Here is a 26,526-nt window from a genome sequence, read left to right on the forward strand (position 1 = left end):
CGGGCTTAGCGAAGCGGTCCCGGCATGGAGTTCTCGAGCTGCGTCAGGCACTGCGATTTGGCGGACTCCGTCAGCGCCCCGCGTGAGCAGTCCTGGTAGGTGCTGACTTGGCTAAAGAAGAGCACCGACGTCAGGATGAGCAGGCACATCACGGCCGTGACCACCAGACCTGAGATTGTCCCAAAGAGAATCAGGCGGGGGTGCTTGTACTTCAACGTGCGGACCAAGACGACGATCCCCAGCACCAGACCTGCGAGCGTCAGAATGGCGCTCAACCACACGTAGTTCACGTTCAGGGAGAACACGAAGAACGCGCCCAACGCCGTCAAAAGGAATGCACGGAACAGGATCTGGGTCTTGCCGAGGGCGGACTTTTCGGCCTCGGAGCGGGGTTGCTGGCTCGGCTTGGGACCGACGTCGGGATTCATGTTTTCCAGCCTACGCGAGCCGCCCATAAGCTAGTGCAATGCGCATTGTTGTCCTCGTCTCCGGTACTGGTTCCAATCTTCAGGCAGTCATCGACGCCGTGAAGTCGGGTGAACTGGATGTCGAGATCGCCGCTGTGGGCGCCGACCGCCCGGACACGTACGGTGTGGAGCGCTCTGACGAAGCCGGCATTGAGACCTTCGTGGTCAACTTCAACTCGTTCGAAACCCGTGCTGAATGGGACACCGCACTGCGGGACAAGGTGCTGTCCTACGCTCCGGACGTCGTGGTGTCCTCAGGGTTCATGAGGATCGTCAGCGAAGACTTCATCAACGCTTTCGACGGCAAGTACGTCAACACACACCCCGCGCTGCTCCCGTCCTTCCCGGGCGCCCACGGAGTTCGCGATGCCATTGCGTACGGCGTGAAGGTCACTGGCTGCACCGTTCACTGGGCCGACGCCGGCGTGGACACCGGGCCCATCATTGCCCAGGAAGCCGTCACCGTGCTTCCGGAGGATTCCGAGGAAACATTGCACGAGCGCATCAAGGTAGTGGAGCGCCGTCTGCTGGTCCAGACCCTGAAGGACCTCGCCGCCGCTCCCTCACCCAAGTAGCTCGCCCTACCCAACTGAGTCGCATTTAAGCGCGTTTTGAACGCTCAGAACGCGCTGTGCTGCTACCTAGTTTCCGTAGGGCAACTTGCGCCTGTGGATAACGCCGCATGGGGATGATGATGTTTGTCAGCATGGGGCATGAAGACTCCTGGGCCGATGCCTGAACCACTCTCGTCGATGCCATTCACCTGGCAGGAAGCCGTTGCCGCCGGCATATCTCGACGGCGGTTGAGTCACCACGGTCTGGACTCGCCGAGCCGGGCGATTCGAGTCCCTCGTCTGGAAACACAGCATGCCTTTGCGGACATGGTTCGCCCGGTCACTCTCGTCACACCATTTTCGGCGGCCTCGCATGCCACTGCATTTCTGCTGTGGGAGTTCCCTGGGTTTCTACCTGATAGTCACTTATCCCACATCCACATCTCACGGCCCCACACTATGGCCATCCCTCGGCGAAGAGGTGTGGTGGGACATCGGGGACAGTTCTTCGAGGACGAAATCACCGCATTCAATGGACTGCTTATCACCAGCCGGGCTCGGACGTGGCTGGACTGTGCCCGGAAAATGGACATCGACGAGATCACGGTCGTGGCTGACCATTTGCTGCGTATGCCGAGGCCGGAATTTGAGGGACGCAGTTCGCCGTATTGCACCATGGATGAGCTCGAAGAGATGCTTGACCGGCACTGGGGGACACCGGGTATTCGTAAGGCCCGTCTCGCTTTGGAACAAGCCTGCTTGGGTGCCGACTCGGCACCTGAAACGAGGTTAAGGCTGGCGCTGAAGAGGGCTGGGTTGCCCACCGCGGAAGTCAACGTGCCCACCGAACTGAGTCCCGGCGTCGTGCGTCAACCGGATTTGGCCTATCGCGAGCGGCGCGTTGCCGTCGAATACGAAGGCGAAGGCCACTCGGAACCGGAGCAGATCGTGAGGGACATTGCCCGTGAGGAGGACTTCAGCCGCGCAGGATGGATCTTGGTGAGGATCTCAAAGCGGCACATGAGCAACGACGCGAGGTCCGCCGTCGCCAAGGTGCGCAGGGCGCTCGAACAGCGCGGCTGGGCTCCCAAGTAGGTGGCAGTAGAGCGCGTTTTGACGACTCAAAACGCGCTCTACTGCGACTCAGTTGGGTAAAGGGGCCCGCTTACTCCAGCACGCGCTGCTTCGTTTCCGGGGCGAAGAACGCCATCCACAGCACGGACAGCAGCACCAGGCCACCAGCCATCGCGAACGACTGCGCCAACCCGAATTCGGGCCAGAAAAACGAGGCAAACACCAGCGGGCCGAAGCCGGCGCCGATGCGGGAGAACGTCGATGCCCAGCCGAAGCCCGAGCCGCGAAGCTCGGTCGGGTACAGCTCGGACACGTAGGCGTACAGGACCGGGATGGCTACCTGGACCACGAAGCCGAACACCAGCAGCCAGAACACAGCAGCCGATGGCACATCCACCACAAAAGCCACGATCACCAGGGTCAGCGCGGACAAAGGACCAGTGATGGCAAGAATCCACTTGCGCCCCACCCGCTCCACCAGCAGCGCTGCCACCACCACACCCAGAAGTCCGACGGCGGCCATGCTCGCCGTCGTGACGAACGCCTTGTACTCCTCGAATCCGGCGCTGATGAGGATGCGCGGCATCCACGTGAGCGACAAGTAATAGACCAAGAGGATGCTGAAGAACAGGGCCCAGGCTGCGGTGGTGATCTTCCAGTTGAACTGCCAGATCCCACGCAGCTGCGCCCACGCGCTGCCGGGGGAGAGGCGCGGTGCGGCCTGCGGTTCGGGCAAGCTGTAGGCCCTCGGCGTGGCGCCAGTGGCCTCCACCAAACCGTCAATCACGGCCGCAGCCTCCTGCCGTCTACCCGCTCGAATCAGGAACAGCGGAGATTCCGGCACCGAACGCCGAACCCAGAAAACGAGCAATGCGGGCAGAACCATGATGAGCATCGTGAGCCGCCAATCGCCGAAGGCAGCAACCAGGCCGGCGGAGACGAAACCACAGAGCGCAGCACCGATCGGCCACCACCCGTCCATGGCCGTCAGCACCTTGCCCCGTTGCTTGCGCGGCGTGAACTCACCCACCAAGGCGTAATCCACGGGAATACAGCCGCCCAAGCCGAAGCCGGCCATGAAACGGAAGATGCAGAACCACACGATGTCCGGCGCAAAAGCACCCAGGACCGTGAAGATGCTGAAAATCAGGAGTGTCGCCGTGAAGGCTTTCTTGCGGCCAATGGTGTCGGCAATGGTGCCCCACGCGAACGCACCCACAGCCATGCCGATCAGGTTGGCCGTGCCGATCCACGCAGCGTCAGTCGGTTGCAGCGACCAGTGCTTGGACAGCAGTGGAATCAGGATGCCGTTGAGCGTGACATCCCAGGCGTCGAACATGAACCCGAGCCCGCCGATCAGGAAAATCCGTCCCTGGACCTTCCACCGCCATGGCAGTTCCTGCACAACTTGCTCGCCGCTGGGCACGGCTGTGTATGTATTCATTGGGCCTCCTGCATGCAACTTTATGCGCTGTGCACGGAGCGGAAGTCCGCGTTACTTCTGGTTCTCGATGGCCCGCCGCAGGAAACCACCGGCCTCTTCCAAGGCACCCTTGGCCTGACCGGCCTCGATACCGGTCAGAAGCACCAAAATGGCCGCCTTCACCGAACCACCCACAGAGTCCAACGCTGCGGCAGCTTCCCCGGCAGAGACACCGGTGGCGTGCTGGACCGTCCGTTGCGAACGGGCCAAGAGCTTCTCGTTCGTAGCGCGCAGGTCCACCATGAGGTTCCCGTACGTCTTGCCGAGCTTCACCATCACCAGCGTGCTGATCATGTTGAGGACGAGTTTCTGGGCGGTGCCCGAGTTTAGCCTGGTGGAGCCCGCAATAAACTCCGGACCCACAACAACTTCAATCGCGGCGTCCGCCAGATGGCTCACGGCAGAGCTCTTGTTGCACGCCAGCGATGCCGTAAAGGCACCCCGCTTCCGCGCTTCCTCCAGCGCGCCGATCACGTACGGCGTCCTTCCGGAGGCGGTAATACCCACGACGGCGTCCGCTTCAGTCACGTTGATGTCGTGCAGGTCCCGTGCCCCGGCAGTCGCGTTGTCCTCGGCGTACTCCACGGGGTGCTGTATCGCTTTGGTACCACCGGCGATGAGTCCGACGACGAGTCCCGGCGGGGTGCCGAACGTTGGCGGGCACTCGCTTGCGTCGAGCACACCGAGACGCCCGGCCGTACCGGCTCCCACGTACAAAAGGCGCCCGCCGCGCTGGAGCCGCTCCGCAACGGCGTCGACCGTTTGAACGATCGCGGGGCTCGCAGCCTCAACGGCAGCGTGTACTCCTGCACTGTGGGCAAGCATCGCTGCGACCAGTTCTTCAGTGCCCAGGATGTCCAGGTTGTCCAAGCCTTCGGCCGTGGCTTCGGTCGCCAACCCGGCGAGTTCCGTGCGCAGGCCCGCAAGTTTGTCGGCGCTAGTCGGGCCAGTTTGTTCCGTCACGGTGGATGTACCTTTCCTGGATGAGCCCGCGGCGCGTCGCAGCGAGGGCAGCACCGTCCAAGCCATCGCCGAGCGGTGCCACCACCTCAATCCCAGCCGAAGCGAGGGACTTCCGCAAGAGCGCCGCGAAGAACTCCGATCCCACCACTCCGCCGAGCATCGCCACGCGCGGCGAACTGCTGCGCTCGCCACCGGACGCGAGCTTCACCGTGTGGGTCAGAATGCGGCACGCCTCGCCGATGATGTCATGTGCGACGGCGTCACCCGCCTCCGCTGCGTGCAGAACCAGCGGCGCGAACCGGGCCATCGCCCGGTAGGGGTTTTCGTTGGCAGCGAGCCAGCCCGGGAGCATTTCCGGTGACTCGACCAGAGCGCCGGCCGCAGCCGTCAACGACGTGGCGGGGCCGCCGTCGTGCGCTTCCAGAACTGCCTGAAGACCTTGCTGGCCGATCCATCGCCCGCTGCCGCGATCGCCAAGATAGGGTCCCCAGCCGTCGGCCCGGTGCAGGACTCCGGCTTCGTCGAAACGGAAGGCCACGGCGCCGGTGCCCACGATGAGCGTGGTGCCCGGAGCTCCCTGGAGAGCCCCGAGTTGGGCGGCTGTCGCGTCGGAAAGGACGGCGGCGGGGACACTGAATCTCCGGGCCAACATGGTGGCGAGTTCCTGGGACTTTTCCGCGGATGCTTCGACGCCGGCCACTGCGGCGCCGATTCCTGTCAGCGTGCTGACGGGCAGGCCCGGCGGCAACAAGCTGACCGTCTCGAGGAGGAGCTCGAACGCCAGCGTGGGCCCGTTGTCCACGTGCACGCCAGGGAAGCCGTGCTGATCCGCTGCGCCCAGCAACTCGCCACCGCTGCGCAACTCCACGCGGCAGCGGCTTTTCCCTACATCGGCAACAAGAACGACCTCGGTGGCTTCCATGGATCAACCCTATGTTGCGGGACGCAAAACGAGCCATCGAGCGAAACGCGATAAACTCTCCGTATCCCACACCCGCGACACCACCCGCGACTTCTACGCGAACTAAGACGGAGACTTTTGTGAGCTTGACGCAGCTTGACCGTGTTCCCATCCGCCGTGCACTGATCTCGGTTTACGACAAGACGGGACTGGAGGAGCTCGCGAAGGGCCTGCACGCAGCCGGCGTCGCCATTGTTTCCACCGGCTCCACCGCCAAGAAGATCGCCGCCGCAGGCATCCCGGTCAAGGAAGTCGAAGAAGTCACCGGCTCCCCGGAAATGCTCGACGGCCGCGTCAAGACCCTGCACCCGCGCGTGCACGGCGGCATCCTGGCCGACCGTCGCGTCCCGTCCCACATGGACACCCTGGCGGGCATGGAGATCGAGACCTTCGACCTCGTGGTGGTAAACCTGTACCCGTTCGTCGAGACCGTGAAGTCCGGCGCAGCGCAGGACGACGTTGTTGAGCAGATCGACATCGGAGGCCCCGCGATGGTGCGTTCGGCCGCGAAGAACCACGCCGCCGTCGCCATTGTCACGGACCCCAACTTCTACGGCGCAGTGGTTGCTGCAGCACAGGAAGGCGGCTTCGACCTGAACACCCGCCGCCGCCTGGCTGCCAAGGCCTTCGCGCACACGGCCAGCTACGACAACGCTGTTGCCTCCTGGACCGCCAGCCAGTTCCTGGACGAAGACGGCGACGGCATCATCGACTGGCCCGCCTACGCCGGCCTTTCCCTGGAACGCTCCGAGGTCCTTCGCTACGGCGAAAACCCGCACCAGCAGGCAGCTCTTTACGTGGACAAGGCTGCCCCGGCCGGCATCGCCCAGGCTGACCAGCTGCACGGCAAGGCCATGAGCTACAACAACTTCGTCGACGCCGATGCCGCCCTGCGCGCTGCCTTCGACTTCGCAGAGCCGGCTGTCGCGATCATCAAGCACGCCAACCCGTGCGGTGTAGCTGTCGGTTCCGCCGACGCTGCAGACCCGATCGCCGATGCCCACGCCAAGGCCCACGCCTGCGACCCCGTCTCCGCTTTCGGTGGCGTCATCGCTGCGAACCGTACCGTTACCGCCGGCATGGCCCGCACGGTTGCCGACATCTTCACCGAGGTTGTCATCGCCCCGGACTTCGAGCCCGAAGCTGTGGAGATCCTCTCCAAGAAGAAAAACATCCGCCTCCTCGCCCTGCCCGAGGGCTACGGCCGCTACCCGTCCGAGATGCGCCAGGTGTCCGGCGGCGTCCTGGTCCAGATGAGCGACAAGGTAGATGCCGACGGCGACAACCCCGCCAACTGGACCCTCGCAGCAGGCGAAGCCGCCGACGAAGCAACGCTCGCGGACCTCGCTTTCGCCTGGACCGCTTGCCGCGCTGCCAAGTCCAACGCCATCCTGATCGCCAACCACGGTGCTGCCGTGGGCATCGGCATGGGCCAGGTCAACCGCCTGGATTCCTGCCGCCTGGCCGTCGAGCGCGCCAACACGCTGGGCGTGACGGTAGAGTCCGACGTCGAAGGTGCTGGCGGCGCGTCCAACACCAGCGGTAGTGACGCACCTGAGCGCGCCCGCGGTGCCGTTGCATCCTCCGACGCGTTCTTCCCGTTCGCTGACGGCCTGCAGATCCTGATCGACGCCGGTGTCCGCGCCGTCGTCCAGCCGGGCGGTTCGGTCCGCGACGAGGAAGTCATCGCCGCAGCCAACGCTGCAGGCATCACGATGTACTTCACCGGCGCCCGCCACTTCTTCCACTAGAAGAAGAGCCCGCCAGGGCCCAGGCACAAAGCACCACAACGCAACGGCGGCCGCCCCCGGAAGGGGACGGCCGCCGTCGTGCTTTATCCGCACATACTTAACAGGGACGTGCGTGGCGATTCAGTACTGTTACGAGGCCGCTGCTGCGGTGTTGTACGTGGACTGGATCACGGTGCCCCAGTACGGGCCGTACATGGTGGTGGAGTTGCTGCCATAGCCGTAGCTGTTCACGGAGTTCTGGTAGCCCGTGGAGCTGTTGCCGATGAACCACGGACCGCCCGAGGAACCACCGGTCATGTTGCAGGGGATTCCCTGGCTGTTGAACTGCGGGTTGTAGGGATCGTTGGTGGCGGTGCCGGAGCAGCTCTTGAGCGATTCGCCGTTGAAGGGCGAGCCTGCCGGGTAGCCGAAGGCCTTGTAGCTCAGACCGCGGGCGGCGTTGAACTGGACGCCGGAGGCCCCGACGACGTCGGCGAGCTTCTGGCCGTTGAGGGTGTTGACCACGGCGAAAGCGGTGTCGTACTGCATGTTGCCGTTGGACGCCCACTGGGTGGGGGCGTACAGCGCCTTTGCCGTCCACTTCCCGTAAGGTGCGGAACCGTTGAGGTAGGCCGGGACAAATACGAAGTTGGTGGCGTACGCGCCCGGGCCTTCGTTGAGGCAGTGGCCTGCAGTGGAGACCGTGCTCTTGTTGGATGAGGTGACGGAGTTGCCGGAGCAGACGTAGTTGGAGCCGCCCAGGGTGAAGAAGACCTTGCCGATGTGCTTGACGGGGGTTTCGCTCTGGTTGACCTTGCGGTCGATGGTCTTGGATTCGGTGGTGGCCTGCTGGCCTGCGATGCTGCTGATGGCGCCCGGGGCTTCGGTGACCTGGGCTTTGCCGAGGTTGAGGAGTTTGCCGCGGTCAAGGGCTTTGGCCGCGAGGATTTCGCCGGATTTGGCATTCTTCATGCGCTCCGGCGTCCAGTAGTCTGCAGCGCCGGTGTCCGACACTACATGGCTGCTGACCGCAGCGCCGCTGGAGTCTGCGTTCTGGGCCGGTGCCGCGTTGGCGCTGGTGGTTCCAACCAGCGCCAGGATTGCGGCAGCGGACAGACTCAGCAGGCTTGTGGCCAGGGTCTTGGTTTTTGTCACGTTGTTCCTACCTATCGAGGGAGTGAGGCGGCCAGTGATGGCGACCGCCGACTGACGGATTTGAAGGTATCGAACGTATGACAAGTTTGTAAAGAGATGTTTCATATTTTGTGATAATTTGATGTCACTTCCTCGTCAAGTGGCGAGGTCCCTTTGGTGAACCCAGCCACAGGCCGTGGCAAGAGGCCATCAGTGGTCTTTGACCGTGACTCTGTCAGGGAGGGGCTTGGGTGTGACGCCAGGCCATGAACCGTCCTGTGAGAGCAGGGATAGATTGCGCGCTCCCTCGGGATCGTCGGCGCTGAGCGGGATGATGATGGTGTTGTGCTGCGAAGGAGCCGAGGGCTGTCCGCCCATCCAGGCTGATCCCACGCCTGCAGTGGAGAGGTCGAAGAACGGCTCCCCGTCAGCGGTTCGGGCGCTGATCTGAATCTGAGTGTTGGGCATGTAACCCTCGCCTACAGACCAAACGTTCCGGACGATGTAATCGACGAGCAAATCGCCGTAAAGAACGGTGTAACCAGGGTCGATGGCTATCTGTACGGAGTATCCCGTGTTGCCCTTCACGTTGGGGGGACCTCCTCCGGCAAAGCCAGTCACCGAGATCCCGGGGACGGCGTCGATTGCCTCGCGGGCTTCGGCCATCGTCTGGCCGGTGTCGGCATCGTGCGGGATGGTCTCCCGGGGTGTCGGCGCCGGGACAGCGCAAGCGGTCAGTGCGAGGAGAATCCCGGCCGCCAAGGCGGTCAGCCAGGCAGCAAAGGAGGTGGGTCGAACGGTGCGGGTCATGACTTCACTATGTTCGGTTTCGCGGTGAATGAGATGCTGGCGCGCCCGGGGACCAGACATTTGCCGGCAACCAGCCTGCAGGCAACCACCTCTCCGCAACCAGGGTCCGACGGGGGCGGGCAGCAGCGGCGGTCAGGCCGCCGTCGGGCGTTCATCACCATGGCGTGGTAACGAACACGTGATCCCGGACACGAAGGGCCGCCTTATCCGTCTACTCGGGTAAGTTAGGAGATGTTGAAATCTGCAGACTTTCAGGGAGAACCCCGCCAATGGCCAAGATTATCTATACCCACACAGACGAAGCGCCGATGCTGGCAACGTACTCATTCCTGCCGATTGTGGAAGCGTACGCCTCGACCGCAGGTGTAGAAGTGGAGACCCGCGATATTTCGCTGGCCGGCCGCATCATCGCCGTTTTCGGCGATTTCCTGACCGAAGAGCAGCGCACGGGCAACGCCCTGGCTGAACTTGGCGAACTGGCAAAGCAGCCGGAAGCCAACATCATCAAGCTGCCCAACATCAGCGCCTCCGTGCCGCAGCTCAAGGCTGCCATCGCCGAGCTCCAGGCCCAGGGCTACACGCTCCCGGACTACCCGGACAACCCCTCCTCGGACACCGAGACGGACATCCGCTCGCGCTACGACAAGATCAAGGGCTCCGCTGTGAACCCGGTGCTGCGCGAAGGAAACTCCGACCGCCGCGCACCCCTGTCGGTGAAGAACTACGCCCGCCAGAACCCGCACTCGATGGGTGCCTGGTCCGCTGATTCCAAGACCAACGTTGCCACCATGGGTGAGAACGACTTCCGCTCCAACGAGAAGTCCGTTGTCCTGGCGGCTGACGATTCCCTGACCATCCAGCTGGTCCGCGAAGACGGCACCACCAAGGTCCTCAAGAAGGACTTCCCCGTCCTCGCCGGCGAAGTTGTGGACGCCACCGTGCTCCGCGCCGACGCCCTGGACGAGTTCCTCAAGGCCCAGGTTGCCCGTGCCAAAGAAGAGGGCGTCCTCTTCTCCGCACACCTCAAGGCCACCATGATGAAGGTCTCGGACCCCATCATCTTCGGCCACGTGGTCAAGGCCTACTTCTCCGAGCTGTTCGAGACCTACGGCAAGCAGCTCGCAGCCGCAGGCATCAGCCCGAACAACGGCCTCGCAGCAATCCTCAGCGGCCTGGAAGACCTGCCCGAGGACGTCCGCGAAGGCGTCAAGGCAACCATCACGAAGGGCCTCGAAGAGGGTCCCGCGCTGGCCATGGTCGATTCCGACAAGGGCATCACCAGCCTGCACGTTCCGTCGGACATCATTGTTGACGCCTCCATGCCGGCCATGATCCGTTCCTCCGGCCACATGTGGGGCCCGGACGGCAAGGAAGCAGACACCCTGGCCGTCATCCCGGACAGCTCCTACGCCGGCATCTACCAGGTTGTCCTGGACGACTGCCGCGCCAACGGTGCGTTCGATCCCACCACCATGGGCACCGTTCCCAACGTGGGCCTCATGGCGCAGGCAGCCGAAGAATACGGCAGCCACGACAAGACCTTCGAGATCCAGGCAGCCGGCACCGTCCAGCTCGTCGACAGCAAGGGCACCGTCCTGACCGAGCACCAGGTCTTCCCGGGTGACATCTGGCGCGCCTGCCAGACCAAGGACATCCCGGTCCGAGATTGGGTCAAGCTGGCCGTCACCCGCGCCCGCGCCTCCCAGACCCCGGCCGTGTTCTGGCTGGACGAGACCCGCGCGCACGACGCCAACCTGATCGCCAAGGTCAATGAGTACCTCAAGGAACACGACACCGAGGGCCTCGAGATCAAGATCCTCTCCCCGGTTGAGGCCACAGCCTTCACCCTGGAGCGCATCCGCAAGGGCGAGGACACCATCTCCGTCACCGGTAACGTCCTCCGCGACTACCTCACGGACCTGTTCCCGATCCTCGAGCTCGGCACCAGCGCCAAGATGCTCTCCATCGTTCCGCTGATCAACGGTGGCGGCCTGTTCGAGACCGGCGCCGGTGGCTCCGCTCCCAAGCACGTCCAGCAGCTGGTCAAGGAAAACCACCTTCGCTGGGACAGCCTGGGCGAATTCCTTGCCCTGGCCGTCAGCTTCGAGCACCTTGCCACCACCACGGGCAACGCCCGCGCACAGGTCCTGGCCGACACTCTGGACCGCGCAACGGGAACGTTCCTGCTGGAAAACAAGTCCCCGCGCCGCAGCGTCGGTGAACTGGACAACCGCGGAAGCCACTTCTACCTGGCCACTTACTGGGCCCAGGAACTGGCCAAGCAGACCGAAGACGCCGAGTTGGCCCAGGACTTCGCAGCAATCGCTGACGCCCTGACCTCCAACGAAGAGGCAATCGTCGGCGAGCTGGCCGCAGTCCAGGGCCCCGCCGTCGAGCTGGGCGGTTACTACCGTCCGGACGCCGCCAAGGCCGCTGAGATCATGCGCCCGTCCGCTACGTTCAACAAGGTCCTCGCGGATCTGAAGAAGTAGTCTCCGCAAAGCGAAACTGGCCCGCAGGCATTGCCTGCGGGCCAGTTGCTCTTAATCGATGATTCAGCGGTCCGCGTGGAACCGCTCCGGTGCCACTCCGCCGTCGACGATGTCCTTCAGCACCCGGCCAATAGCCGGCGTGAACTTGAACCCGTGTCCGGAGAAACCGGCGCCCACCACCAGCGGACCGAAACGGTCCAGCACAAAGTCCTCGTTGGGCGTGGTGGTGTAAGTGCAGCTGATGGGAACCGCGGTGGCGGGGTCGACGCCGGGAAGCCACTCTTCTGCGTACCGCACCAACGCCTCGAGCTGCTGGGGGATGGGCTCGAACGTGCGCTCGTCGGGGTCCATCACGGGACCGACACCGTGCCAGCCTGCCTTCACGCCTTCGCCGGGAGTGAGCATGCCGTAGACGGGGCTGAACCAGTATTCGTAGAGTTCGTTGTTCGGATCAGGGTCCGGGTTGTGGTTGAAGCTCGGCCACACCAGGGTGTTGTCCGTAGGTGTGAAGTGAGCGGGTTGCTCTTGGGTCACCACCAACGCGGGGAGTTTGGCGAGGCCGTTCAGCACCTTCGTCGTCCAGGCGCCAGCTGTCACCACCACGCGGGTTGCCGTGTATTCGGTTTCCTCCGTCACCACCACTACCGTTTCGGCGCCATCGATGCGGATGTCGCGGACCGGCGTCGAGTACTTGAAGACTGCGCCATGGGCTTCAGCCGATTGCCGCAGCGCCACTAAGGCGTCAGCCGAACGGATCCGGCCGGAACCCGGTACGAACAGGACATCGGTGGCGAAGTTCATTCCCCGCCAGCGGTTGGCTGCCTCGTCGGCTGGGATGAAGTAGCTCTCTATGCCGCGTTCCTGGTGGGCATCGCGGATCAGTTCCAGCTTGGGCACGTTGCCGTGGTTCGCCAATCCCACCATGTCCAGCAGGGGAGCGCCGTGCTCGGCCGCGAGTTCGTCCCAGAGCGTCTTGGATTCGGCCAGGAGATCCAGGTAATCGGCCTCGGCGTACGCGGTATTGAAGTTGCGGGTGGCGCCGTGGGAAGCGCCAATGTGGTGTCCGGCCTCGAACTGCTCCAGCAGAACCACCGAGCGGCCTGCCCGGGCGAGTTGCCAGGCGGCCGCCGATCCCATGGCTCCTCCGCCAACAACTACAACGTCAACCTGCATGCCTGCTCCATCCACCGTTGGCCCTCTTGAAAATCGCGCCCACCGAAGAGGGCCACCTCCCATTCTGCCCCCACTCACCCAACTGGGTAGCAGCAAACGTCGTAATGGGGCGCATTGGAGCGTTTGCCGTGACCCAGTTGGGCCAGGGCGGGGGTGTTACGCGGCCAGGCGCCTGCGGATCCACGCGGAGAACTGGTCCACCACGATGATCAGCACCAACACGATCAGGATGTGGGTGAGCATGGAGTCGAACTGGAACGACTTGATGGACTGGTTGATCAGCAGCCCGATGCCGCCGGCTCCCACCAGCCCAAGGACCAGCGAGGAGCGCACATTGACGTCGAAGCGGTACAGCAGCAGGCCCACGAACTGGGGTACCACCATGGGCAGCGTGGCATTGGTGACCTGCTGGATCCTGTTGGCACCGGCCGTGCGGAGTGCTTCCTGCGGCCCGGCGTCGATTTCCTCCATGGATTCCGCCCACAGTTTGCCCATGACGCCCGTGTTGTGGCAGATCAGGGCGAGGACGCCGGCGAAGGGACCGAGCCCCACAGCGGTGACGAAGATCAGAGCAAACACGATGTCCGGTACAGCCCGGAAGAACGACAAGATAGCGCGCGCTGCCTGGTACACGAGTCGATGCGGACTGGTGTTCTCGGCAGCCAGCGCCGCGAGCAGCAGGGCGAACGGCACGGACAACGTGGTGCCCAGCAGACCAATCCACAGCGTCACCAGCGTCGCTTCCAGGCCGGGCTTGAGGGTCTTTTCCCAGCTCAGGTCCGGCGGGAACGCATCGCCAATGAAGGCTGCCATGCCTTTCCAGCCGTCAACCAGGAGTTCCGGTTTGAAGTCCGTCCCCTCGATGGCCACGGCGTGGAGTCCGACGACGGCGGCCGCCACTGCCGCCGTCGTGATCCACCGCAGCGGCTTCTTGGGGCGGACCAGTGCCACGCGGGTTTTGCTCGTGGAATCACGGCAGGCGGCGGCCGGGGTCAAAGTGTGCGGAGTCATGCGGCCTGGGTCCTGTCTGAAACGGCGCTGCCTGAAACGGTCGTGTCTGAAACGTCCCGGTCCGGGGCGTACAAGGTGTCGAGGTGATCGGCTGTGACCTCTGTGGAGGGGAGGTCGAAGGTCATGGAGCCCTGGAGCAGTCCGATGGACCGGTCAGCGTATCGCAGCGCGAGATCGGGTTGATGCAGGACCGCGGCCACGGCAAGCCCTTCGGAGTGGGCGAGTTCGCGCAGCAGAGCCATCACCTGCTCTGCGGCGTGCGGGTCCAGTGCGGAGACAGGCTCGTCGGCGAGTACGACGTCGGCCCGCTGGCAGAGTGCCCGGGCTACCGCCACGCGTTGCTGCTGCCCGCCGGAAAGGCGGCCAACCCGGTCGAACGCGCGATCTGCCAGGCCCACGCGGTCCAGGCAATCGAGGGCTTCCTGCTGGACGTCGGCCGGAAACAGCAGGGGACTCAGCGAGCGAACCGTGGAGATACGGGCCAAGGCGCCGGCGCAGACGTTGTCCAAGGCGGTGCGTCGGGGGACCAGATGGATCTTCTGGAAAATCATGGCCATGCGGTGGCGGGCTTGCTGCAGGTCACGCCCCTGGAGGGTTTCCAGCGGAGCCCCGTCGATGCTGATGCTGCCGGAATCCGGAGCGGTGATACCCATGACGCAGCGCAGGGTGGTGGACTTTCCAGAGCCGTTGGCGCCCAGGAACGCGACGAGTTCGCCGGCGGCTACGGAGAAGTCCACGCCTTGAAGGACAGTCCTGCCACTGAAGGACTTCCGCAGTCCTTGGACGGCGAGAAGGGGGTCAGGCATTACAGATCCTTCTCAGTGAGGCCCATGGTTTCGGCGAGTTCGAACAACGGTGTGTAGTTGTCCTTGGTGACCTCCAGCAACGGGCCTGGAGGGGTGACGTCCAGGAACTCGCCTACCTTGGCCACGTCGGCGGGTTCCAGGCTGAGGAAAGCGTCCTTGACGGCTGCCTTGAACGCGGGGTCCGCGTCGCCGCGCACGGTGATGGGGTCGTTGGGGATGGGGTTGGACGTCCACACCTGGCGGAAGTCGTCCTTCTTGAAGGTGCCTGCGGCAATGGCAGTGGCCAGTGTCTGGGAATTGATCTCCGCTGCATCAACTTTGCCGTTGGTCAGTGCGAGCAGCGCTTCAGGATGACCGCCCGTGTAATCCATCTTGAGGTCGGCGTCGGCGATTCCGGCTTCACGGAGGCCGAAGCGGGGCAGGACGTCGCCCGAGGTGGATCCGACGCTGCCCAGGGCCAGGGACTTACCCTTCAAATCGCCGATGGCCTGGATGGGGCTGTCCTTGGGAACCCAAATCCCGGCCGTGTACGTGCTGAGTTCCTTCTCGGCAGTGCCGAAGGACACCAGCGGCTCGGCGCCGGCCTTGGCATCAGCGAACACGTAGCCCAGCGGGCCGAACTGGCCCAGGTCCAGTTTGCCGTTGCGCATGGCCAGGACCTCGGCAGCGTAGTCCTCCACCACCTGGACGCTGACGGGGCATTCGAGTTTCTTGGACAGCGCGGCCGCCAGGACGTCGTAAGCGGGCTTCAGCTTGGCCGGGTCCTCGTAGGGCTCGATGCCGAACTTGATCTCCCCGTTGGGGCAGGTGGCGGACGGCGCCTCGGGGGAGGACTGGGCTGAACCACCACAGGCGGTGAGCGCCAGAACGGTGGCGAGGGCAAGCGCGGAACCGGTGAAGAGCGGGGTTTTCATGGGAATCCTTATGCGAAGGGGATGGGGCGAGAGGGAAAATTCAGTACAGGCGCGATACGTTGCGGTGGGCCAAACCGAAGGACAGGGTCATGCCCACACCGGAGGTCACGGACACCACCGTGACGCCGGGCTGGACCTCACGGACCAGGATGGGCGCTACGTCGGAGGAGGCGTAGATGCCTAGCCAGCGCTGGATGATCTCCAGTGGTTCGCCGATCCGGCCGGTGATTTCGGCGTTGAGCGTGGAGGTGACACCTTCATCCAGGAACGGATCGGCGGTGCGGTGGTAGTGGTGGGAATCGCCCAGAATGACCGTGCCGTCCGGGCGCTGGGTGAACATGACGTTGGCGCCGATCTCCAGCAACTCGGGCTGGTTCTCCAACACCTCGGAGCGGAGTGCAGCGGCAGCGGGCATGTCCGTGAATGCCGGGTACCGGAGCATGGACGTTGCGGTGAGGACTGCAGGAGCGAATTCGACACCGGACGGCTTGGCCGCCAGCGACATCTGCAGAGCACACCGCTGGATCCGGTGTTCTTCGGCGAGGTCCGGGAAGAGGTAGTCGACGTCGTGGCCAACACAGACAAATACCTGCTTCGCTCGGAGCCCGCCGCGCGACGTCTGAACGCTGACGACTTCCGAGGACTCGCTGAAGCCCAGCGCTGCGGTGTTCCAGTGAAGTTCGACGCCGGGCTGCTGGCTGAGCCACTCGGCCAACGTTGCGACCGTTGTGCGGGGGTCGACGCGGAGGTCGTCCCGAAGGAAGGCGCCGCCCACGAGGCCGGGCCATTCAGCGCCCGAAGCAGCGCCGTCGTCGTGCGCTTCTTCCGCAGCGGAAACTGTGGCACCCAACCGGGCCCGGGTCCCGGCGGGGGAGAGCAGCTCCACTTGTCCAGGCTCGCGCACTGCGGAGAGCTCGCGGAGAACGTCCATCTCTGCCTCGGTGCGGGCCAGGACGACGGCACCGGATTCGGCGGCCCAGAACCCGGCGCGTTCGGCGAACTCCAGCCAGTACTTCCGCGAGGTCTGTGCGAGTTCGTAGAGCTCGCCGGACTGTGCGGTAATGCAGCAGTGGCCGAAGTTGCGGACGGAGGCGCCGGCGGCGTGGTGGTCGCGCTCGATGATGGTGACGGTCAGGCCGCTGGCAACAGCGTGGGCGGCGTGCGCCAGGCCTACGATTCCGGCACCAACAATGACGACGTCGGTGGGCTGGTTTTCGGTGCTGTTGGCGGCAGTGGGGGAAGTGCTTGGGTTGTTCACACCATTGAGACTGGCTGCTGATGGAAGGGGAATCAAGCCATAGTGCCACTTGTATATACAAGTTAACCTGAATTTAACGTCTGTTCATTCAAGTTCACTTTGAGTTCATCCAGAGCCTCTCAAAACCAGTGTTTTCACGCGTTCAGACTTGTATTATCAACTAGTGACCACACAGACGAACGCGCCCCTCCACGTCAAGCTGAGCGAAGAATTCATGCGCCGGATCACCGACGGTGACTGGCCGCCGGGCTTCCAGCTGCCCAGTGAAGCAGAGCTGTGCCGCGAGTTCGGGACGTCGCGTGGCCCGATCCGTCAGGCGCTCGCCTTCCTCCGTTCCGAAGGCGCCATCACAGGGGGACGGGGGCGCCCTCCCATGGTTCGCTCGTCTGTGCCGTCGCAGTCGTTCTCCACGTTCAACTCGTTCACTGAATGGGCCAGTGGAATCGGCAAAAAGCCCGGCCAGCGGACCCTCGAAGTGGCACGGCGCGAAGCCAGTCCGGAAGCCGCTGAGGCGCTCGGCCTGATGCCTGGTACCACTGTGGTGGAGGTCCTTCGCGTCCGTTACCTGGATGAAGCGCCGGCCATGATCGAGCGCACCACGTTCATCCTGGACGTGGGACGCAAGCTGTTCGACTTCGACACCGACTCCGGGTCCATCTTCGCGTTCCTCAAAGAGCAGGGCGTAGACCTGCACAGTGCGCGCCACACCATCGACGCCGTTGCTGCCAGTGACGAGGACGCCGAACTGTTGGAGCAACCCGAAGGTATTCCCCTCCTGCGCGAACGCCGCATCACCCGTTCCGCCGATGGGCAGCCCCTGGAATATTCCGAGGACCGCTACCTGCCGGCACTGACCAACTTCACCATCGACAACACGGTGGAGCGCCGGGCCGCCCTGGTCCGCATCCACACTGAAGGAGCCACCCCATGATCAAGCTTGTTGCCTGCGATATGGCCGGAACCACCATCGACGAACACGGCGACGTGTACGTAGCCCTTGCCCGCTGCGTTGAGGAAACCGGGGTGGCCACCACACCGGAGACTGTGCAGGAATGGATGGGCGCGGACAAAGTTGAGGCCATCACAGCGCTCATTGAAGCCGGTGGGGGAGCCGCCACGCCGGAAGTGGTGGCGGCCGCCTTCAAGCGCTTCAAGGCACTGCTCGTGATGTTCTACGACGCCAACCCGCCGGTCGCGCTGGAGGGCGTGGAAGACGCGTTCCGCGAGCTCCGCCGCCAAGGCATCAAAGTGGCCCTGACAACGGGCTTTTCCCGCGACGTCGCCGAGCCCCTCCTCGAGCGGCTGGGATGGAGCGTCGATGACGATACCCTGCTGGACGCCGTCGTCTGCTCCGACGAAGTAGCCGCTGGACGACCGGCCCCACACATGATCCACCGGGCCATGGAACTGACCGGAGTCCAGGACGTCCGCGCCGTGATGGCCGCGGGCGACACCGTCAATGACCTCGCCGCTGCCAACAACGCCGGCGTCACCGCCGTGGGCGTCCTGACCGGCAAACTGGGCCGCGAAGACCTGGCAGCGTACCCGCACCACCACATCCTGGACGGCGTGAAGGACATTCCGGCGCTGCTCTCCTGACCCTCGGCGTAAGGCTCGCGGTGCCCGGCGTTTGGCCCCCGGCCCCAGGCATGGAAGATTGGAACGCGTGAAATTCCTTCACCCGTCACCCAAGTCCTCCGCCCGCGGCGTCACCATCCTGCGCGTGGTCTTCGGCGCGCTCATCATGGTCCACGGCATCCAGAAGCTCATGGCCGGGCACGCTGCCTTTGCTGCGTCGGTTGCCGCCATGGGCGTGCAGAAGCCGGAGATCGTGGCGTGGCTGGTGATCGCCGGCGAGCTGGGGCTGGGCCTGCTTCTGGTCCTCGGCGCCCTGACCCGGGTGGCCGGTTTCCTTGCCGCGATCATGTTCGCTGGAATCTGGTTCGTGACCGAAGCCGGCAAACCCCTGATCACGGACAGGGCAGGGGTGACCGCCGAGCTCCTCATCATCTACGCAGCCATCTCAGTGGCGTTCATCTTCCTCGGACCCGGCGCTTTGTCCTTGGATCGCAAGCTGGCCCGGCAATCAGCCGGCTCGCGGCGTTAGCCCTTCGGCGTTAACGCGACTGGGTTAACTCACGACGGCGGCACTCACCACCGGGGTCGAGTCACCGCCGGGGCGCCTCACCGCCGCGAGCTTCAGCGTGCGTCGTTCGGGTATCTGATCCCCAGCTGGGAGCGTACCCCGTCGAAGAGGCGCATGACGTTGATGGAGTCTTCCAGCGGCATGACAGGGCTTTCAGTGAGGCCTTGCTGAATGCAGCGGGTCACTTCGCGGAGCTCGTACGTGTAGCCGATGCCCACCACCTCGAAGTGCTCGTGGCGCGGTTCGTCCCAACCAACCCGGATCATCAGCTCGCGGGGATTGTTTACTGAACCCACGGTTTGCAGGAATCCGAGCCCGCCGGCGACGGTGGCCGTCCGGGGGCCATGCGCCATCAGGGACGACGTCAGCTGGACCTGGGCACCACTGGAGTAGCCCAACGTCAGGGCGTTCTGGGTGTCCACGCCGTCGTCGTTGAGTGTGCCGATGGCGGTGACGGATTGCGGGAAACCCAGCGTGCCCAAGGCCCAGAGCAGCGGGTAGACGGTGATGTCCAAGAGTGCGCCACCACCGTCATTAAGGGCCCAGATGCGGGCCGAGGGATCGTAGGGCGCCGGGAAGCCAAGATCCGCGCTGACCCATTGGATCTGTCCAAGCTCACCGGATGCGGCGATGTCGAACGCCCGCTGCATGCTCGGCAGGAAGCGGCTCCACACGGCCTCCATGAAGAACACATTGTTTGCGCGGGCCAGCTTCACTAGCTCGGTGGCTTCCCGGGCGTTGATGGTGAGGGCTTTCTCGCAGAGCACGTGCTTGCCGGCCTTTAGAGCGGCGGCGGCGATCAGGAAGTGCTGGGCATGGGGTGTGGCCACATAGACCACGTCCACGGCGGGATCGTCCACCAAGCGCTGGTAGCCGGGAATGCCGCCGTCGTCCCCGTAGCCCTTGGCGAAACCCAGCGCGTGCGCGAACGCATCTGCAGCAGCCTGCGTCCGGGAGCTCACGGCATACAGCTCTGCGTCTTCGAGCAGGGCCAGGTCCTTGGAAACACTGTTGGCAATGTTGCCCGTAGACACGACGCCCCACTTCAGGCGACGGCCGGTAGCTGCCCGGGGATCCTGGTTGGTTTGGGAGGACAGCCACGGCTTGGCGATAGGGAGGGTCATGACTGACATCCTCTCATTTCGGGCACCTGGGTGGCGGTGTGGCGAGCGGTGCGCACCCCTTTGCGCCGCTCGCCCCCGTAACCTCTGGTGCGCCGGGCGGGTAAGGGTGCACCCGCAATGAACGTGGGGTGCGCCGGGCGGGTACGGGTGCTGTTGAAGCGCATTCGGGGTGCGCGTGGCGGGTAAGGTGCGGATGATTGGGTGAGGCTTGGTGCGCACCCCTTTGCGCCGCTCGCCCCCGTAACCTCGGGTGCGCCCGGCGGATACGGGTGCGGCCGCAGTAAACGTGAGGTGCGCCGGCGGGTACGGGTGCGCCCGCACAGCCAGGGCGGGGCCGGCCCTGAGGCGTGCGGGGCTTGGAGTGGGCTTGGTGCGCACCCCTTTGCGCCGCTCGCTCCCGTAACCTCGGGTGCGCCGGGCGGGTACGGGTGCGCCGGTAGTGAACGTGGGGTGCGCATGGCGGGTACGGGTGCGCCCGCACAGCCAGGGCGGGGCCGGCCCTGAGGCGTGCGGGGTTTTGAGTGGGCTTGGTGCGCACCCCTTTGCGCCGCTCGCCCCCGTAACCTCGGGTGCACCCGGCGGGTAGGGGTGCGCCGGGCGGGTAGGGGTGCGCCGGGCGGGTACGGGTGCGACCGCCCACACGGTGCGCAGCCGGTCCGGACATGCTGGTAGCGTCGGCTGGGAAATGCAGTTATTGGGGGAATGTGGAAACGAACATTAAAAGGCCTTCAGCGGGCCCGCGAGTTGCCTTAATTGTGGTCTCACTGATCGGAGCCATTGTTTCCGTGCCCGCTGCTGCATTCCTCGGATTTGCGCTGGGATTCTACCCCTCGCGGATGGAATGCACCCAGGACACCTTGGGATCCGGATGTTATGAAGGCGAACTCCTGATGGCGGTGCTGGCGTTCGGAGTCCTTTTTCTTCCGTTCTTCCTACCGTCCCTCATGATATCGCTAAGCGCACACAGTGGCCCCCGCCGGCTATCATCCTGGTGGCCTCTCATCCTATTGTGCGCAGTCCCGCTGACCGTGGTGGTGGTGGCAGCTCTTTCGGCGCTAGCGGATCCAAACGCTTATTTCTGATATCCCGATACCGTCAGCATTTGTCAAGTCACACGAATGCCCTGCGTACCGAAATTCCTCGCTTAGGCTTAGCAAATCATCCCTCGCAGAGGTTCTGTGGGGAGTTACCGAAATGGAGCAGGGATGGGTACTTTTCGGCGCGTCATTTTGCCGGTTGCCTGGTTGTTGGTCTTCGCGATTATCGCGGTGGCTTTGGTCAAAATCGCCTTTGTCGATGGCCTTGAAGCCACGGGATCCGAGCCGGCGCCGTTGGCCCAGGTGGATATCCCGGTGGTCCCCGCCACCCGCGCCACCGTTACCAACACCGTGGAGATCAAGGGCACCGTCCAGAGCGACGCCGCCGATACCGTCCGCAGCACTTCCGCGGGCAAGGTCATCAAAGTTTTTGTTGAAGCAGGCGCAACCGTGGCGGAGGGCCAAGCCCTGTTCCAGGTCAAAGCCGAGCGGGCAGTCCAGACCACGCAGACTTCCAAGGACGGCACACCACCTACACCCAAGCCTGTGTACGACTACTTCGACATCCTCGCTCCCAGCGCCGGAACCCTGCAGCAATTGACCACGCTCATCGACCAGCAGGTCACCGTCGGCGAGTCCGTGGGCAAGATCGATCCCGGAACCTACACGGTGGCCGGCTCAGTGACGGCCGCCCAGCAGTACCGCCTGCTCGGCAAGCCCGGCCCCGCGGAGATAGCGTTGGTGGGTGGACCGGCGCCCTTCCAGTGCACCGAAGTGACGCTTAAGAACAACGCGTCCGACGACGGCGGCAGCGCCTCGGGCGGTTTGGCCGCCACTGGCGGAGGTGCCGGGATGGGCGTGGGCGCAGCGATCGCGGGTCCCGGGGCCGGCGGGGGCCAGCCGGAAGAAGGCGGCACTCCCACGGGGACGCTGAGTTGCGCGATTCCTGCAGGCCAGCAGGTCTTCGCAGGTCTCGGAGCCACCATGACGGTCAGCGCCGGAGTGGCCCCTGACGTGGTGACGGTTCCTTTGACCTCGGTGAAGGGAAGCGTTAAGGACGGGATCGTCTGGATTGCCGGACCGGGCGGGGCAGGAGCGGCTCCTGAGCAGCGCACCGTCCAGTTGGGACTCAACGATGGCTCCGTGGTTGAAGTGACCTCCGGATTGGCCGAAGGCGAACAGGTCCTGGAGTTCGTTCCCGGTGCGCCGGCCGCCCCGAACCCCATGATGGGGCCGGGCCAGATCGCCTACGCACCGGCAGGCTAGGGCAATGGAAGACTCACGCGAGGAAACACCCGAGGAAACACGCGAGGAAACACCCGAGGAAACACGCGAGGAAACGCTGGTCAGCCTCCGCTCGGTGACCCGTTCCGTCACACTTCCCGATGACCAGCAGTTGCACATCCTCAAGGGCATCGACCTGGCGGTGTACAGCGGCGATCACACGGCGATCGTGGGCCGTTCGGGTTGCGGCAAGTCGACACTCCTGAATTTGCTTGGCCTGCTGGATGTCCCGACGACGGGCGAGCTGGAGTTCCTTGGCCAACCCGCGGACCGGCTGGGCAACAATGCCCGTGCCCGCCTGCGTGGTTCCACTGTGGGCTTCGTTTTCCAGCAGTTCAATTTGTTGCCCGGACGCAGCGCCCTGGACAACGTGATCACGCCGCTGTTCTATGCCAAGGGCAAGGAGTTCTGGCGCCGTCGCGAGATCGCCATGGACATGCTGGACCGGGTTGGCCTCGCCGCCCGCGCCGCCACCATGCCCAATATGCTCTCCGGCGGTGAACAGCAGCGGGTGGCCATCGCCCGGGCCCTGGTCCGCAGGCCGAGGCTGATCCTGGCCGATGAACCAACCGGAGCACTTGACGTCGAGACAGGCCAGTCTGTCATGGCCCTGTTGGACACCGTCGCCACGGAAACCGCAGCGGCCCTAGTCACCATCACGCATGACACCAACGTGGCAGCCCTGGCCCGTGCGTGCTACCGGTTGGACTCGGGCGTGCTCAGCCCGCTATCAGTGCCCGCAGCGGCGGGAGTCGGCGCATGACCGGTTTGGTCTCCACCATCGTCGAAGCGTGGCAGGAGCTTCGGATCAACAAAGTCCGGATTCTCCTGGCTCTCCTGGGAGTGGCCTTGTCCGTGGCCGCGCTGACCTCTGTGGTGGGCGTCGGAAATCTAGCTCGCGAAGGCTACAAATATCAATCTGAACGCAACGGTGGCCGGGTGGCGACGCTGTCCTTGAACGTCGGCGGACCTACCACTCCGGATCCAGCAAAGCTCGAAAAGGCCTATCAAGGGATCCAACAGCGTTACGGCATCACCACGTCAACGCATGTGGGCCAGACCCAGGCAGGCTTTCAATTTCCGCGCGGTGTGACCAGCGTGAACGTCACCATCGTGGACGCCGGCTACGGCATCATTCACCGCGTCCCGCTTCAGCAGGGCAGCTGGTTCGCATCCGACGACGGCCAACGGCTTGCGCCCGCCGTCGTGGTTTCCGAAGCTTTCTACAACCAAGCCGGCCGGCCCAACCTGTCCGCCAATCCCACGGTGAAGATCCCGGGTGACCAGCCGGCCATGGCGGTGATCATCGGCGTCGTGCCTGATACTTACCCGGACACCCCGCCTGCCGCGTTCATCCTGTCCGAGGGAGCTGCTATGACGGGCATGCAGTCCCAAATGTCCGAGTTCAAAATGTGGGTAGGCGAGGAGCAGGCCGAGGCGCTCACAGCGGCAATTACGGCCGACCTCCAAGGGCAGTTTCCTGGCTATTACGCCCAGGCAAACCGAATGGACTACGCCGCCTGGGGCGACCCCTTGGCGCCAGTGCAACTGGTGGTGGGCGGAGTAGCCGGGCTGGTCCTGCTGCTTGGCGCCGTGGGGATGCTCAACATCTCCATGGTCACCGTCCGCTACCGGGTGCGGGAAATCGGCATCCGCCGAAGCTTCGGTGCTACCTCCGGCCGGATCTTTGTGGGCGTCATGATGGAATCCGTGGTGGCCACCGCGGTTGCCGGCCTGGCGGGCGTCATGCTGGCCGTCGCGGTGGTGAAGCACCCGTGGATCGAGTCGAAGGTTGCCCCGGGACTCACCGAATACCCGGCATTCCCCATCGACGCCGCCCTCCTTGGTTTCGGCGCGGCGGTCCTTGTGGGCGCACTCGCCGGAGCCATCCCTGCGCTCGTGGCGGTGCGCGTCAAGGTCATCGACGCGATCCGGTTCTGACCTCCTCGGTCAGCCGGCCCTGCTGAAGCCGGAAACAGCGTTCAGTCTTCTGGGCCAGGCTGCGGTCATGCGTGACCACCAGGATGGTGGTGTTGTGGTCGCGGCTCAGTGAGCTGAGCAGTTCGATGATATGTTCACCAGTTTGCTCGTCCAGGTTGCCGGTGGGCTCATCAGCGAGGATCAACTTGGGCTCGTTGGCCAGCGCACGGGCGATCGCCACGCGCTGCTGCTCGCCGCCGGACAGCCGGTTGGTCCTGCGTGAGTGCTTCTCCGGATCCAATTGCACCTGTTCCAGCAACTCCTTGGCGCGCTGCAGTCGGGCCGCCTTCCGGACCCCGGCGAACTCCATGGGCAGCATGACGTTGTCCACGGCGCTGAGGTTGGGAATCAGGTTGAACTGCTGGAACACGAAGCCGATGTCCCGGCGACGGTACTCGGTCAGCTTGCCGTCCGGGAGTCCCGCCAGGCTGACGCCATCCACGACGACGTCACCTGAGGTGGGCATGTCCAGCGCACCCAAGAGGGACAACAGGGTGCTTTTGCCGCTGCCGCTCTTGCCCACGATGGATGCCAGCGAACCCTTTTCGAGCTCGAAACTCACGCCGTTGACCGGTTTGATGGTCCGGTCACCGGACTTGAACTGACGGACCAGGTCCTTGACTACGATCACGGCTATTCTCCTCGGAGTACTTCGATGGGACGGATACGGGCAGTCAGCAAGGCCGGGACCAGCGCGCCGATGATAGCCACCGCGAACACTGCTGCGATGCCGACTGCGAGGACGCCGGGGGAGACGCTCGCGGTGACAGAGGTCAGCAACTGTGAGGCGCCGCCGAAGGGACCACCCTGGCCACCGCCCATCCCGCCACCGGGCATTCCGCCACCCGGGACCGCGCCGTTGGGCATGGCCCCAGCGAGTCCGCCACCGCGCTGGGTGGTGGTGGCCGTCGTCGTGCTTGAATTCGAACTGATGAGCGCTGAGGCGATACCGCCGCTGGCCAGCGAAGCAATCACGGCGCCCACCACGCTGCCAAGGGCTACCAGGACCTGCGACTCCAGGACGAACTGCAGGCCGATGGTACGGTTGCGGGCGCCAATGGCTTTCAGGACGCCGATCTCACGGCGGCGCTCGCGGACCAGCATCACCATGATGAGCAGGATGATGATTCCGGCGGTTGCTAATGCTGCGATGAAGGCGATCAGGGAGATGTTCTTGACGCTGTCCAGTGAGCTGACGGCGGTTTCGAGGTTGCGCTGGCCCTGGGTGACGTCGGCCTTGTCCGTGCCCAGTGCGTCCTGGACGGCAGTTTTGGTACTGTCCACGTTCTCCATGCTGTTGACCGTGACGATCATGCTGGAGAGTTCGTCAGGGGTTTCGGCCAGCGTCTGGGCTTCCGGGAGGGTGACGTAGACGGCGTTGTTGCCGAAGGTGGTTCCGGCGTCGAAGATGCCGGCTACGGTGAACGTCTTTTCCTGAATGATGAACGTGGAGCCCACCGTGAGGCTGTTCTTCTCAGCCAGTGACGCGCCCACCAGGGCCTTGGCATCGGCTGTGGTGTAGTCGCCCAGGCCTGTGCCGCTGGTGATGTCCAGGGCCTTGCCGGTGCTGTCCACCTCGGCGCCGATGCCCGTCGCCGTGATCGGGAGCGTGCGTGCAGGCTGGGTGGTGCTGCCGGTGGCCCCGGTTGTTCCCGCGGAGCCGTTGCGGTTGCCCAGCGTACCGGCGTCGACTGCGGCCGTCAGGTTGGTACTGACTGTCGCCTGCTGCCCGCCGGGGCCGAAGCCACCCCCGGGTCCGGCCTGCTGGGTGGTTCCGGTGGTGGCGTCGCCGGTGCCTGTGGCAGTGGTCGCCGTCTGGAGGCGCAGCGCTTTGGTGCCCACCACGGAGGTCACGTTGGCGACCGACGCTGCAGTCCCGGCCTCCGCCGTCGTGAGTGGTTCGCCGCCGCCTTCAAAGCCTTGGCCTCCCGCCGGGTTCACCGTCAGGGTGGTGCCCACGGATGCGTTGAGCTCCTGGACTTTGGCACCGACTGCCTGGTTGGCTACCAGCATGGCCAGCGCCAAGCCGATGGCTACGGCCAGTACGGCAACTACCGCTGCCGTTCTGATCTTGTTGCGGAAGGCATTGCCTACGCTTCGGGCAAGGACGCTCACGTTTCTCCTC

At 64.5% G+C, this 26,526-nt stretch carries 24 protein-coding genes; 10 read left to right on the top strand and 14 right to left on the bottom strand.

The window, feature by feature from the left end; genetic code table 11:
* Positions 1-5: 5 nt before the first annotated feature.
* Positions 6-455: a hypothetical protein gene (locus tag ACIQLI_RS11605; protein ID WP_354512532.1), complete on the bottom strand. Its 450-nt coding sequence runs from the start codon at positions 453-455 to the stop codon at positions 6-8.
* Between the two features lie 11 nt (positions 456-466).
* On the opposite strand from ACIQLI_RS11605, the gene purN reads away from it, so the two are divergent.
* Positions 467-1,042 (top strand): phosphoribosylglycinamide formyltransferase, encoded by a 576-nt coding sequence (gene purN / locus ACIQLI_RS11610; protein ID WP_354230191.1) that lies wholly within the window; start codon positions 467-469, stop codon positions 1,040-1,042.
* Between the two features lie 465 nt (positions 1,043-1,507).
* Positions 1,508-2,116: an endonuclease domain-containing protein gene (locus tag ACIQLI_RS11615; protein WP_400388385.1), complete on the top strand. Its 609-nt coding sequence runs from the start codon at positions 1,508-1,510 to the stop codon at positions 2,114-2,116.
* Positions 2,117-2,186: 70 nt separating this feature from the next.
* On the opposite strand, the gene ACIQLI_RS11620 is transcribed toward ACIQLI_RS11615, so the two are convergent.
* From ACIQLI_RS11620 to ACIQLI_RS11630, 3 genes are read right to left on the bottom strand one after another with little or no spacing between them, the layout of a single operon-like run.
* Positions 2,187-3,539, bottom strand: coding sequence for an MFS transporter (locus ACIQLI_RS11620; RefSeq protein WP_400388388.1), 1,353 nt, complete (start codon positions 3,537-3,539; stop codon positions 2,187-2,189).
* 51 nt (positions 3,540-3,590) lie between these two features.
* The gene (gene murQ / locus ACIQLI_RS11625; protein ID WP_400388391.1) at positions 3,591-4,541 is read right to left on the bottom strand and encodes an N-acetylmuramic acid 6-phosphate etherase; all 951 of its coding nucleotides are present in this window, start codon (positions 4,539-4,541) and stop codon (positions 3,591-3,593) included.
* On the bottom strand, positions 4,516-5,463 hold the full coding sequence (locus ACIQLI_RS11630; RefSeq protein ID WP_400388394.1) for an N-acetylglucosamine kinase: 948 nt from the start codon (positions 5,461-5,463) through the stop codon (positions 4,516-4,518). The genes murQ and ACIQLI_RS11630 overlap by 26 nt, the downstream gene beginning before the upstream one ends.
* Positions 5,464-5,582: 119 nt before the next feature.
* Between ACIQLI_RS11630 and purH the strand changes: the two genes are divergently transcribed.
* On the top strand, positions 5,583-7,253 hold the full coding sequence (gene purH / locus ACIQLI_RS11635) for a bifunctional phosphoribosylaminoimidazolecarboxamide formyltransferase/IMP cyclohydrolase (protein WP_400388397.1): 1,671 nt from the start codon (positions 5,583-5,585) through the stop codon (positions 7,251-7,253).
* 129 nt (positions 7,254-7,382) lie between these two features.
* On the opposite strand, the gene ACIQLI_RS11640 is transcribed toward purH, so the two are convergent.
* Both ACIQLI_RS11640 and ACIQLI_RS11645 read right to left on the bottom strand, forming a co-directional pair.
* A complete protein-coding gene (locus tag ACIQLI_RS11640; RefSeq protein ID WP_400388400.1) occupies positions 7,383-8,492 on the bottom strand; it encodes a trypsin-like serine peptidase in 1,110 nt (369 codons plus the stop codon).
* An 84-nt stretch (positions 8,493-8,576) separates the two neighbouring features.
* Positions 8,577-9,176 (bottom strand): hypothetical protein, encoded by a 600-nt coding sequence (locus ACIQLI_RS11645; protein WP_400388403.1) that lies wholly within the window; start codon positions 9,174-9,176, stop codon positions 8,577-8,579.
* A gap of 269 nt (positions 9,177-9,445) precedes the next feature.
* Between ACIQLI_RS11645 and ACIQLI_RS11650 the strand changes: the two genes are divergently transcribed.
* Entirely contained in the window at positions 9,446-11,668 is a 2,223-nt protein-coding gene (locus ACIQLI_RS11650; RefSeq protein ID WP_400388406.1) for an NADP-dependent isocitrate dehydrogenase, read from the top strand.
* A gap of 63 nt (positions 11,669-11,731) precedes the next feature.
* Here the strand turns inward: ACIQLI_RS11650 and ACIQLI_RS11655 are convergent, their stop codons facing one another.
* The 5 genes from ACIQLI_RS11655 to ACIQLI_RS11675 form a co-directional block, all read right to left on the bottom strand.
* The gene (locus ACIQLI_RS11655; RefSeq protein ID WP_400388409.1) at positions 11,732-12,841 is read right to left on the bottom strand and encodes an FAD-dependent oxidoreductase; all 1,110 of its coding nucleotides are present in this window, start codon (positions 12,839-12,841) and stop codon (positions 11,732-11,734) included.
* A gap of 156 nt (positions 12,842-12,997) precedes the next feature.
* Positions 12,998-13,852, bottom strand: a complete 855-nt coding sequence (phnE, locus tag ACIQLI_RS11660) for a phosphonate ABC transporter, permease protein PhnE (RefSeq protein ID WP_400388412.1) — start codon at positions 13,850-13,852, stop codon at positions 12,998-13,000.
* Positions 13,849-14,658, bottom strand: coding sequence for a phosphonate ABC transporter ATP-binding protein (locus ACIQLI_RS11665; protein WP_400388415.1), 810 nt, complete (start codon positions 14,656-14,658; stop codon positions 13,849-13,851). Before ACIQLI_RS11665 ends, phnE begins: the two co-directional genes overlap by 4 nt.
* Complete coding sequence (locus ACIQLI_RS11670) at positions 14,658-15,572, bottom strand: phosphate/phosphite/phosphonate ABC transporter substrate-binding protein (RefSeq protein ID WP_400388418.1); 915 nt, start codon at positions 15,570-15,572, stop codon at positions 14,658-14,660. The genes ACIQLI_RS11665 and ACIQLI_RS11670 overlap by 1 nt, the downstream gene beginning before the upstream one ends.
* A gap of 40 nt (positions 15,573-15,612) precedes the next feature.
* Positions 15,613-16,830, bottom strand: a complete 1,218-nt coding sequence (locus ACIQLI_RS11675) for a TIGR03364 family FAD-dependent oxidoreductase (RefSeq protein WP_400388421.1) — start codon at positions 16,828-16,830, stop codon at positions 15,613-15,615.
* 163 nt (positions 16,831-16,993) lie between these two features.
* Here ACIQLI_RS11675 and ACIQLI_RS11680 point away from each other — a divergent pair, with 163 nt between their 5' ends.
* From ACIQLI_RS11680 to ACIQLI_RS11690, 3 genes are all read left to right on the top strand, one after another.
* Complete coding sequence (locus ACIQLI_RS11680; RefSeq protein ID WP_354230161.1) at positions 16,994-17,761, top strand: GntR family transcriptional regulator; 768 nt, start codon at positions 16,994-16,996, stop codon at positions 17,759-17,761.
* The gene (locus ACIQLI_RS11685; protein WP_400388424.1) at positions 17,758-18,429 is read left to right on the top strand and encodes a phosphonatase-like hydrolase; all 672 of its coding nucleotides are present in this window, start codon (positions 17,758-17,760) and stop codon (positions 18,427-18,429) included. Before ACIQLI_RS11680 ends, ACIQLI_RS11685 begins: the two co-directional genes overlap by 4 nt.
* A 67-nt stretch (positions 18,430-18,496) precedes the next feature.
* Positions 18,497-18,937, top strand: coding sequence for a DoxX family protein (locus ACIQLI_RS11690; RefSeq protein ID WP_400388427.1), 441 nt, complete (start codon positions 18,497-18,499; stop codon positions 18,935-18,937).
* A 92-nt stretch (positions 18,938-19,029) separates the two neighbouring features.
* Here the strand turns inward: ACIQLI_RS11690 and ACIQLI_RS11695 are convergent, their stop codons facing one another.
* Complete coding sequence (locus ACIQLI_RS11695) at positions 19,030-20,100, bottom strand: Gfo/Idh/MocA family protein (protein ID WP_400388429.1); 1,071 nt, start codon at positions 20,098-20,100, stop codon at positions 19,030-19,032.
* A 1,205-nt stretch (positions 20,101-21,305) separates the two neighbouring features.
* Between ACIQLI_RS11695 and ACIQLI_RS11700 the strand changes: the two genes are divergently transcribed.
* Genes ACIQLI_RS11700 through ACIQLI_RS11710 form a run of 3 tightly spaced genes read left to right on the top strand, consistent with a single transcriptional unit; the run spans position 21,306 to position 24,362 of the window.
* Positions 21,306-22,403, top strand: coding sequence for a hypothetical protein (locus tag ACIQLI_RS11700; protein ID WP_400388432.1), 1,098 nt, complete (start codon positions 21,306-21,308; stop codon positions 22,401-22,403).
* A gap of 4 nt (positions 22,404-22,407) precedes the next feature.
* Entirely contained in the window at positions 22,408-23,184 is a 777-nt protein-coding gene (locus ACIQLI_RS11705; protein WP_400388435.1) for an ABC transporter ATP-binding protein, read from the top strand.
* Positions 23,181-24,362: an ABC transporter permease gene (locus tag ACIQLI_RS11710; RefSeq protein ID WP_400388438.1), complete on the top strand. Its 1,182-nt coding sequence runs from the start codon at positions 23,181-23,183 to the stop codon at positions 24,360-24,362. Before ACIQLI_RS11705 ends, ACIQLI_RS11710 begins: the two co-directional genes overlap by 4 nt.
* On the opposite strand, the gene ACIQLI_RS11715 is transcribed toward ACIQLI_RS11710, so the two are convergent.
* On the bottom strand, positions 24,340-25,032 hold the full coding sequence (locus ACIQLI_RS11715) for an ABC transporter ATP-binding protein (protein WP_400388441.1): 693 nt from the start codon (positions 25,030-25,032) through the stop codon (positions 24,340-24,342). The genes ACIQLI_RS11710 and ACIQLI_RS11715 overlap by 23 nt on opposite strands.
* 2 nt (positions 25,033-25,034) lie before the next feature.
* Positions 25,035-26,516 (bottom strand): ABC transporter permease, encoded by a 1,482-nt coding sequence (locus ACIQLI_RS11720; RefSeq protein WP_400388444.1) that lies wholly within the window; start codon positions 26,514-26,516, stop codon positions 25,035-25,037.
* Positions 26,517-26,526: the final 10 nt, after the last annotated feature.

Source organism: Paenarthrobacter sp. NPDC091669 (assembly GCF_044756725.1).
GTDB classification, from domain to species: domain Bacteria; phylum Actinomycetota; class Actinomycetes; order Actinomycetales; family Micrococcaceae; genus Arthrobacter; species Arthrobacter bambusae_C.

What these genes read in the sequence shown, in the direction of transcription:
- ACIQLI_RS11650 (WP_400388406.1), top strand. Translation starts at nt 9,446, where the DNA reads ATGGCCAAGATTATCTATACCCACACAGACGAAGCGCCGATGCTGGCA.
- ACIQLI_RS11685 (WP_400388424.1), top strand. Translation starts at nt 17,758, where the DNA reads ATGATCAAGCTTGTTGCCTGCGATATGGCCGGAACCACCATCGACGAA.
- ACIQLI_RS11620 (WP_400388388.1), bottom strand. Translation starts at nt 3,539, where the DNA reads ATGAATACATACACAGCCGTGCCCAGCGGCGAGCAAGTTGTGCAGGAA.
- ACIQLI_RS11710 (WP_400388438.1), top strand. Translation starts at nt 23,181, where the DNA reads ATGACCGGTTTGGTCTCCACCATCGTCGAAGCGTGGCAGGAGCTTCGG.
- purN (WP_354230191.1), top strand. Translation starts at nt 467, where the DNA reads ATGCGCATTGTTGTCCTCGTCTCCGGTACTGGTTCCAATCTTCAGGCA.
- ACIQLI_RS11665 (WP_400388415.1), bottom strand. Translation starts at nt 14,658, where the DNA reads ATGCCTGACCCCCTTCTCGCCGTCCAAGGACTGCGGAAGTCCTTCAGT.
- ACIQLI_RS11640 (WP_400388400.1), bottom strand. Translation starts at nt 8,492, where the DNA reads ATGAAACATCTCTTTACAAACTTGTCATACGTTCGATACCTTCAAATC.
- ACIQLI_RS11695 (WP_400388429.1), bottom strand. Translation starts at nt 20,100, where the DNA reads ATGACCCTCCCTATCGCCAAGCCGTGGCTGTCCTCCCAAACCAACCAG.
- ACIQLI_RS11605 (WP_354512532.1), bottom strand. Translation starts at nt 455, where the DNA reads ATGGGCGGCTCGCGTAGGCTGGAAAACATGAATCCCGACGTCGGTCCC.
- ACIQLI_RS11655 (WP_400388409.1), bottom strand. Translation starts at nt 12,841, where the DNA reads ATGCAGGTTGACGTTGTAGTTGTTGGCGGAGGAGCCATGGGATCGGCG.
- phnE (WP_400388412.1), bottom strand. Translation starts at nt 13,852, where the DNA reads ATGACTCCGCACACTTTGACCCCGGCCGCCGCCTGCCGTGATTCCACG.
- ACIQLI_RS11700 (WP_400388432.1), top strand. Translation starts at nt 21,306, where the DNA reads ATGGGTACTTTTCGGCGCGTCATTTTGCCGGTTGCCTGGTTGTTGGTC.
- ACIQLI_RS11670 (WP_400388418.1), bottom strand. Translation starts at nt 15,572, where the DNA reads ATGAAAACCCCGCTCTTCACCGGTTCCGCGCTTGCCCTCGCCACCGTT.
- ACIQLI_RS11705 (WP_400388435.1), top strand. Translation starts at nt 22,408, where the DNA reads ATGGAAGACTCACGCGAGGAAACACCCGAGGAAACACGCGAGGAAACA.
- ACIQLI_RS11645 (WP_400388403.1), bottom strand. Translation starts at nt 9,176, where the DNA reads ATGACCCGCACCGTTCGACCCACCTCCTTTGCTGCCTGGCTGACCGCC.
- ACIQLI_RS11630 (WP_400388394.1), bottom strand. Translation starts at nt 5,463, where the DNA reads ATGGAAGCCACCGAGGTCGTTCTTGTTGCCGATGTAGGGAAAAGCCGC.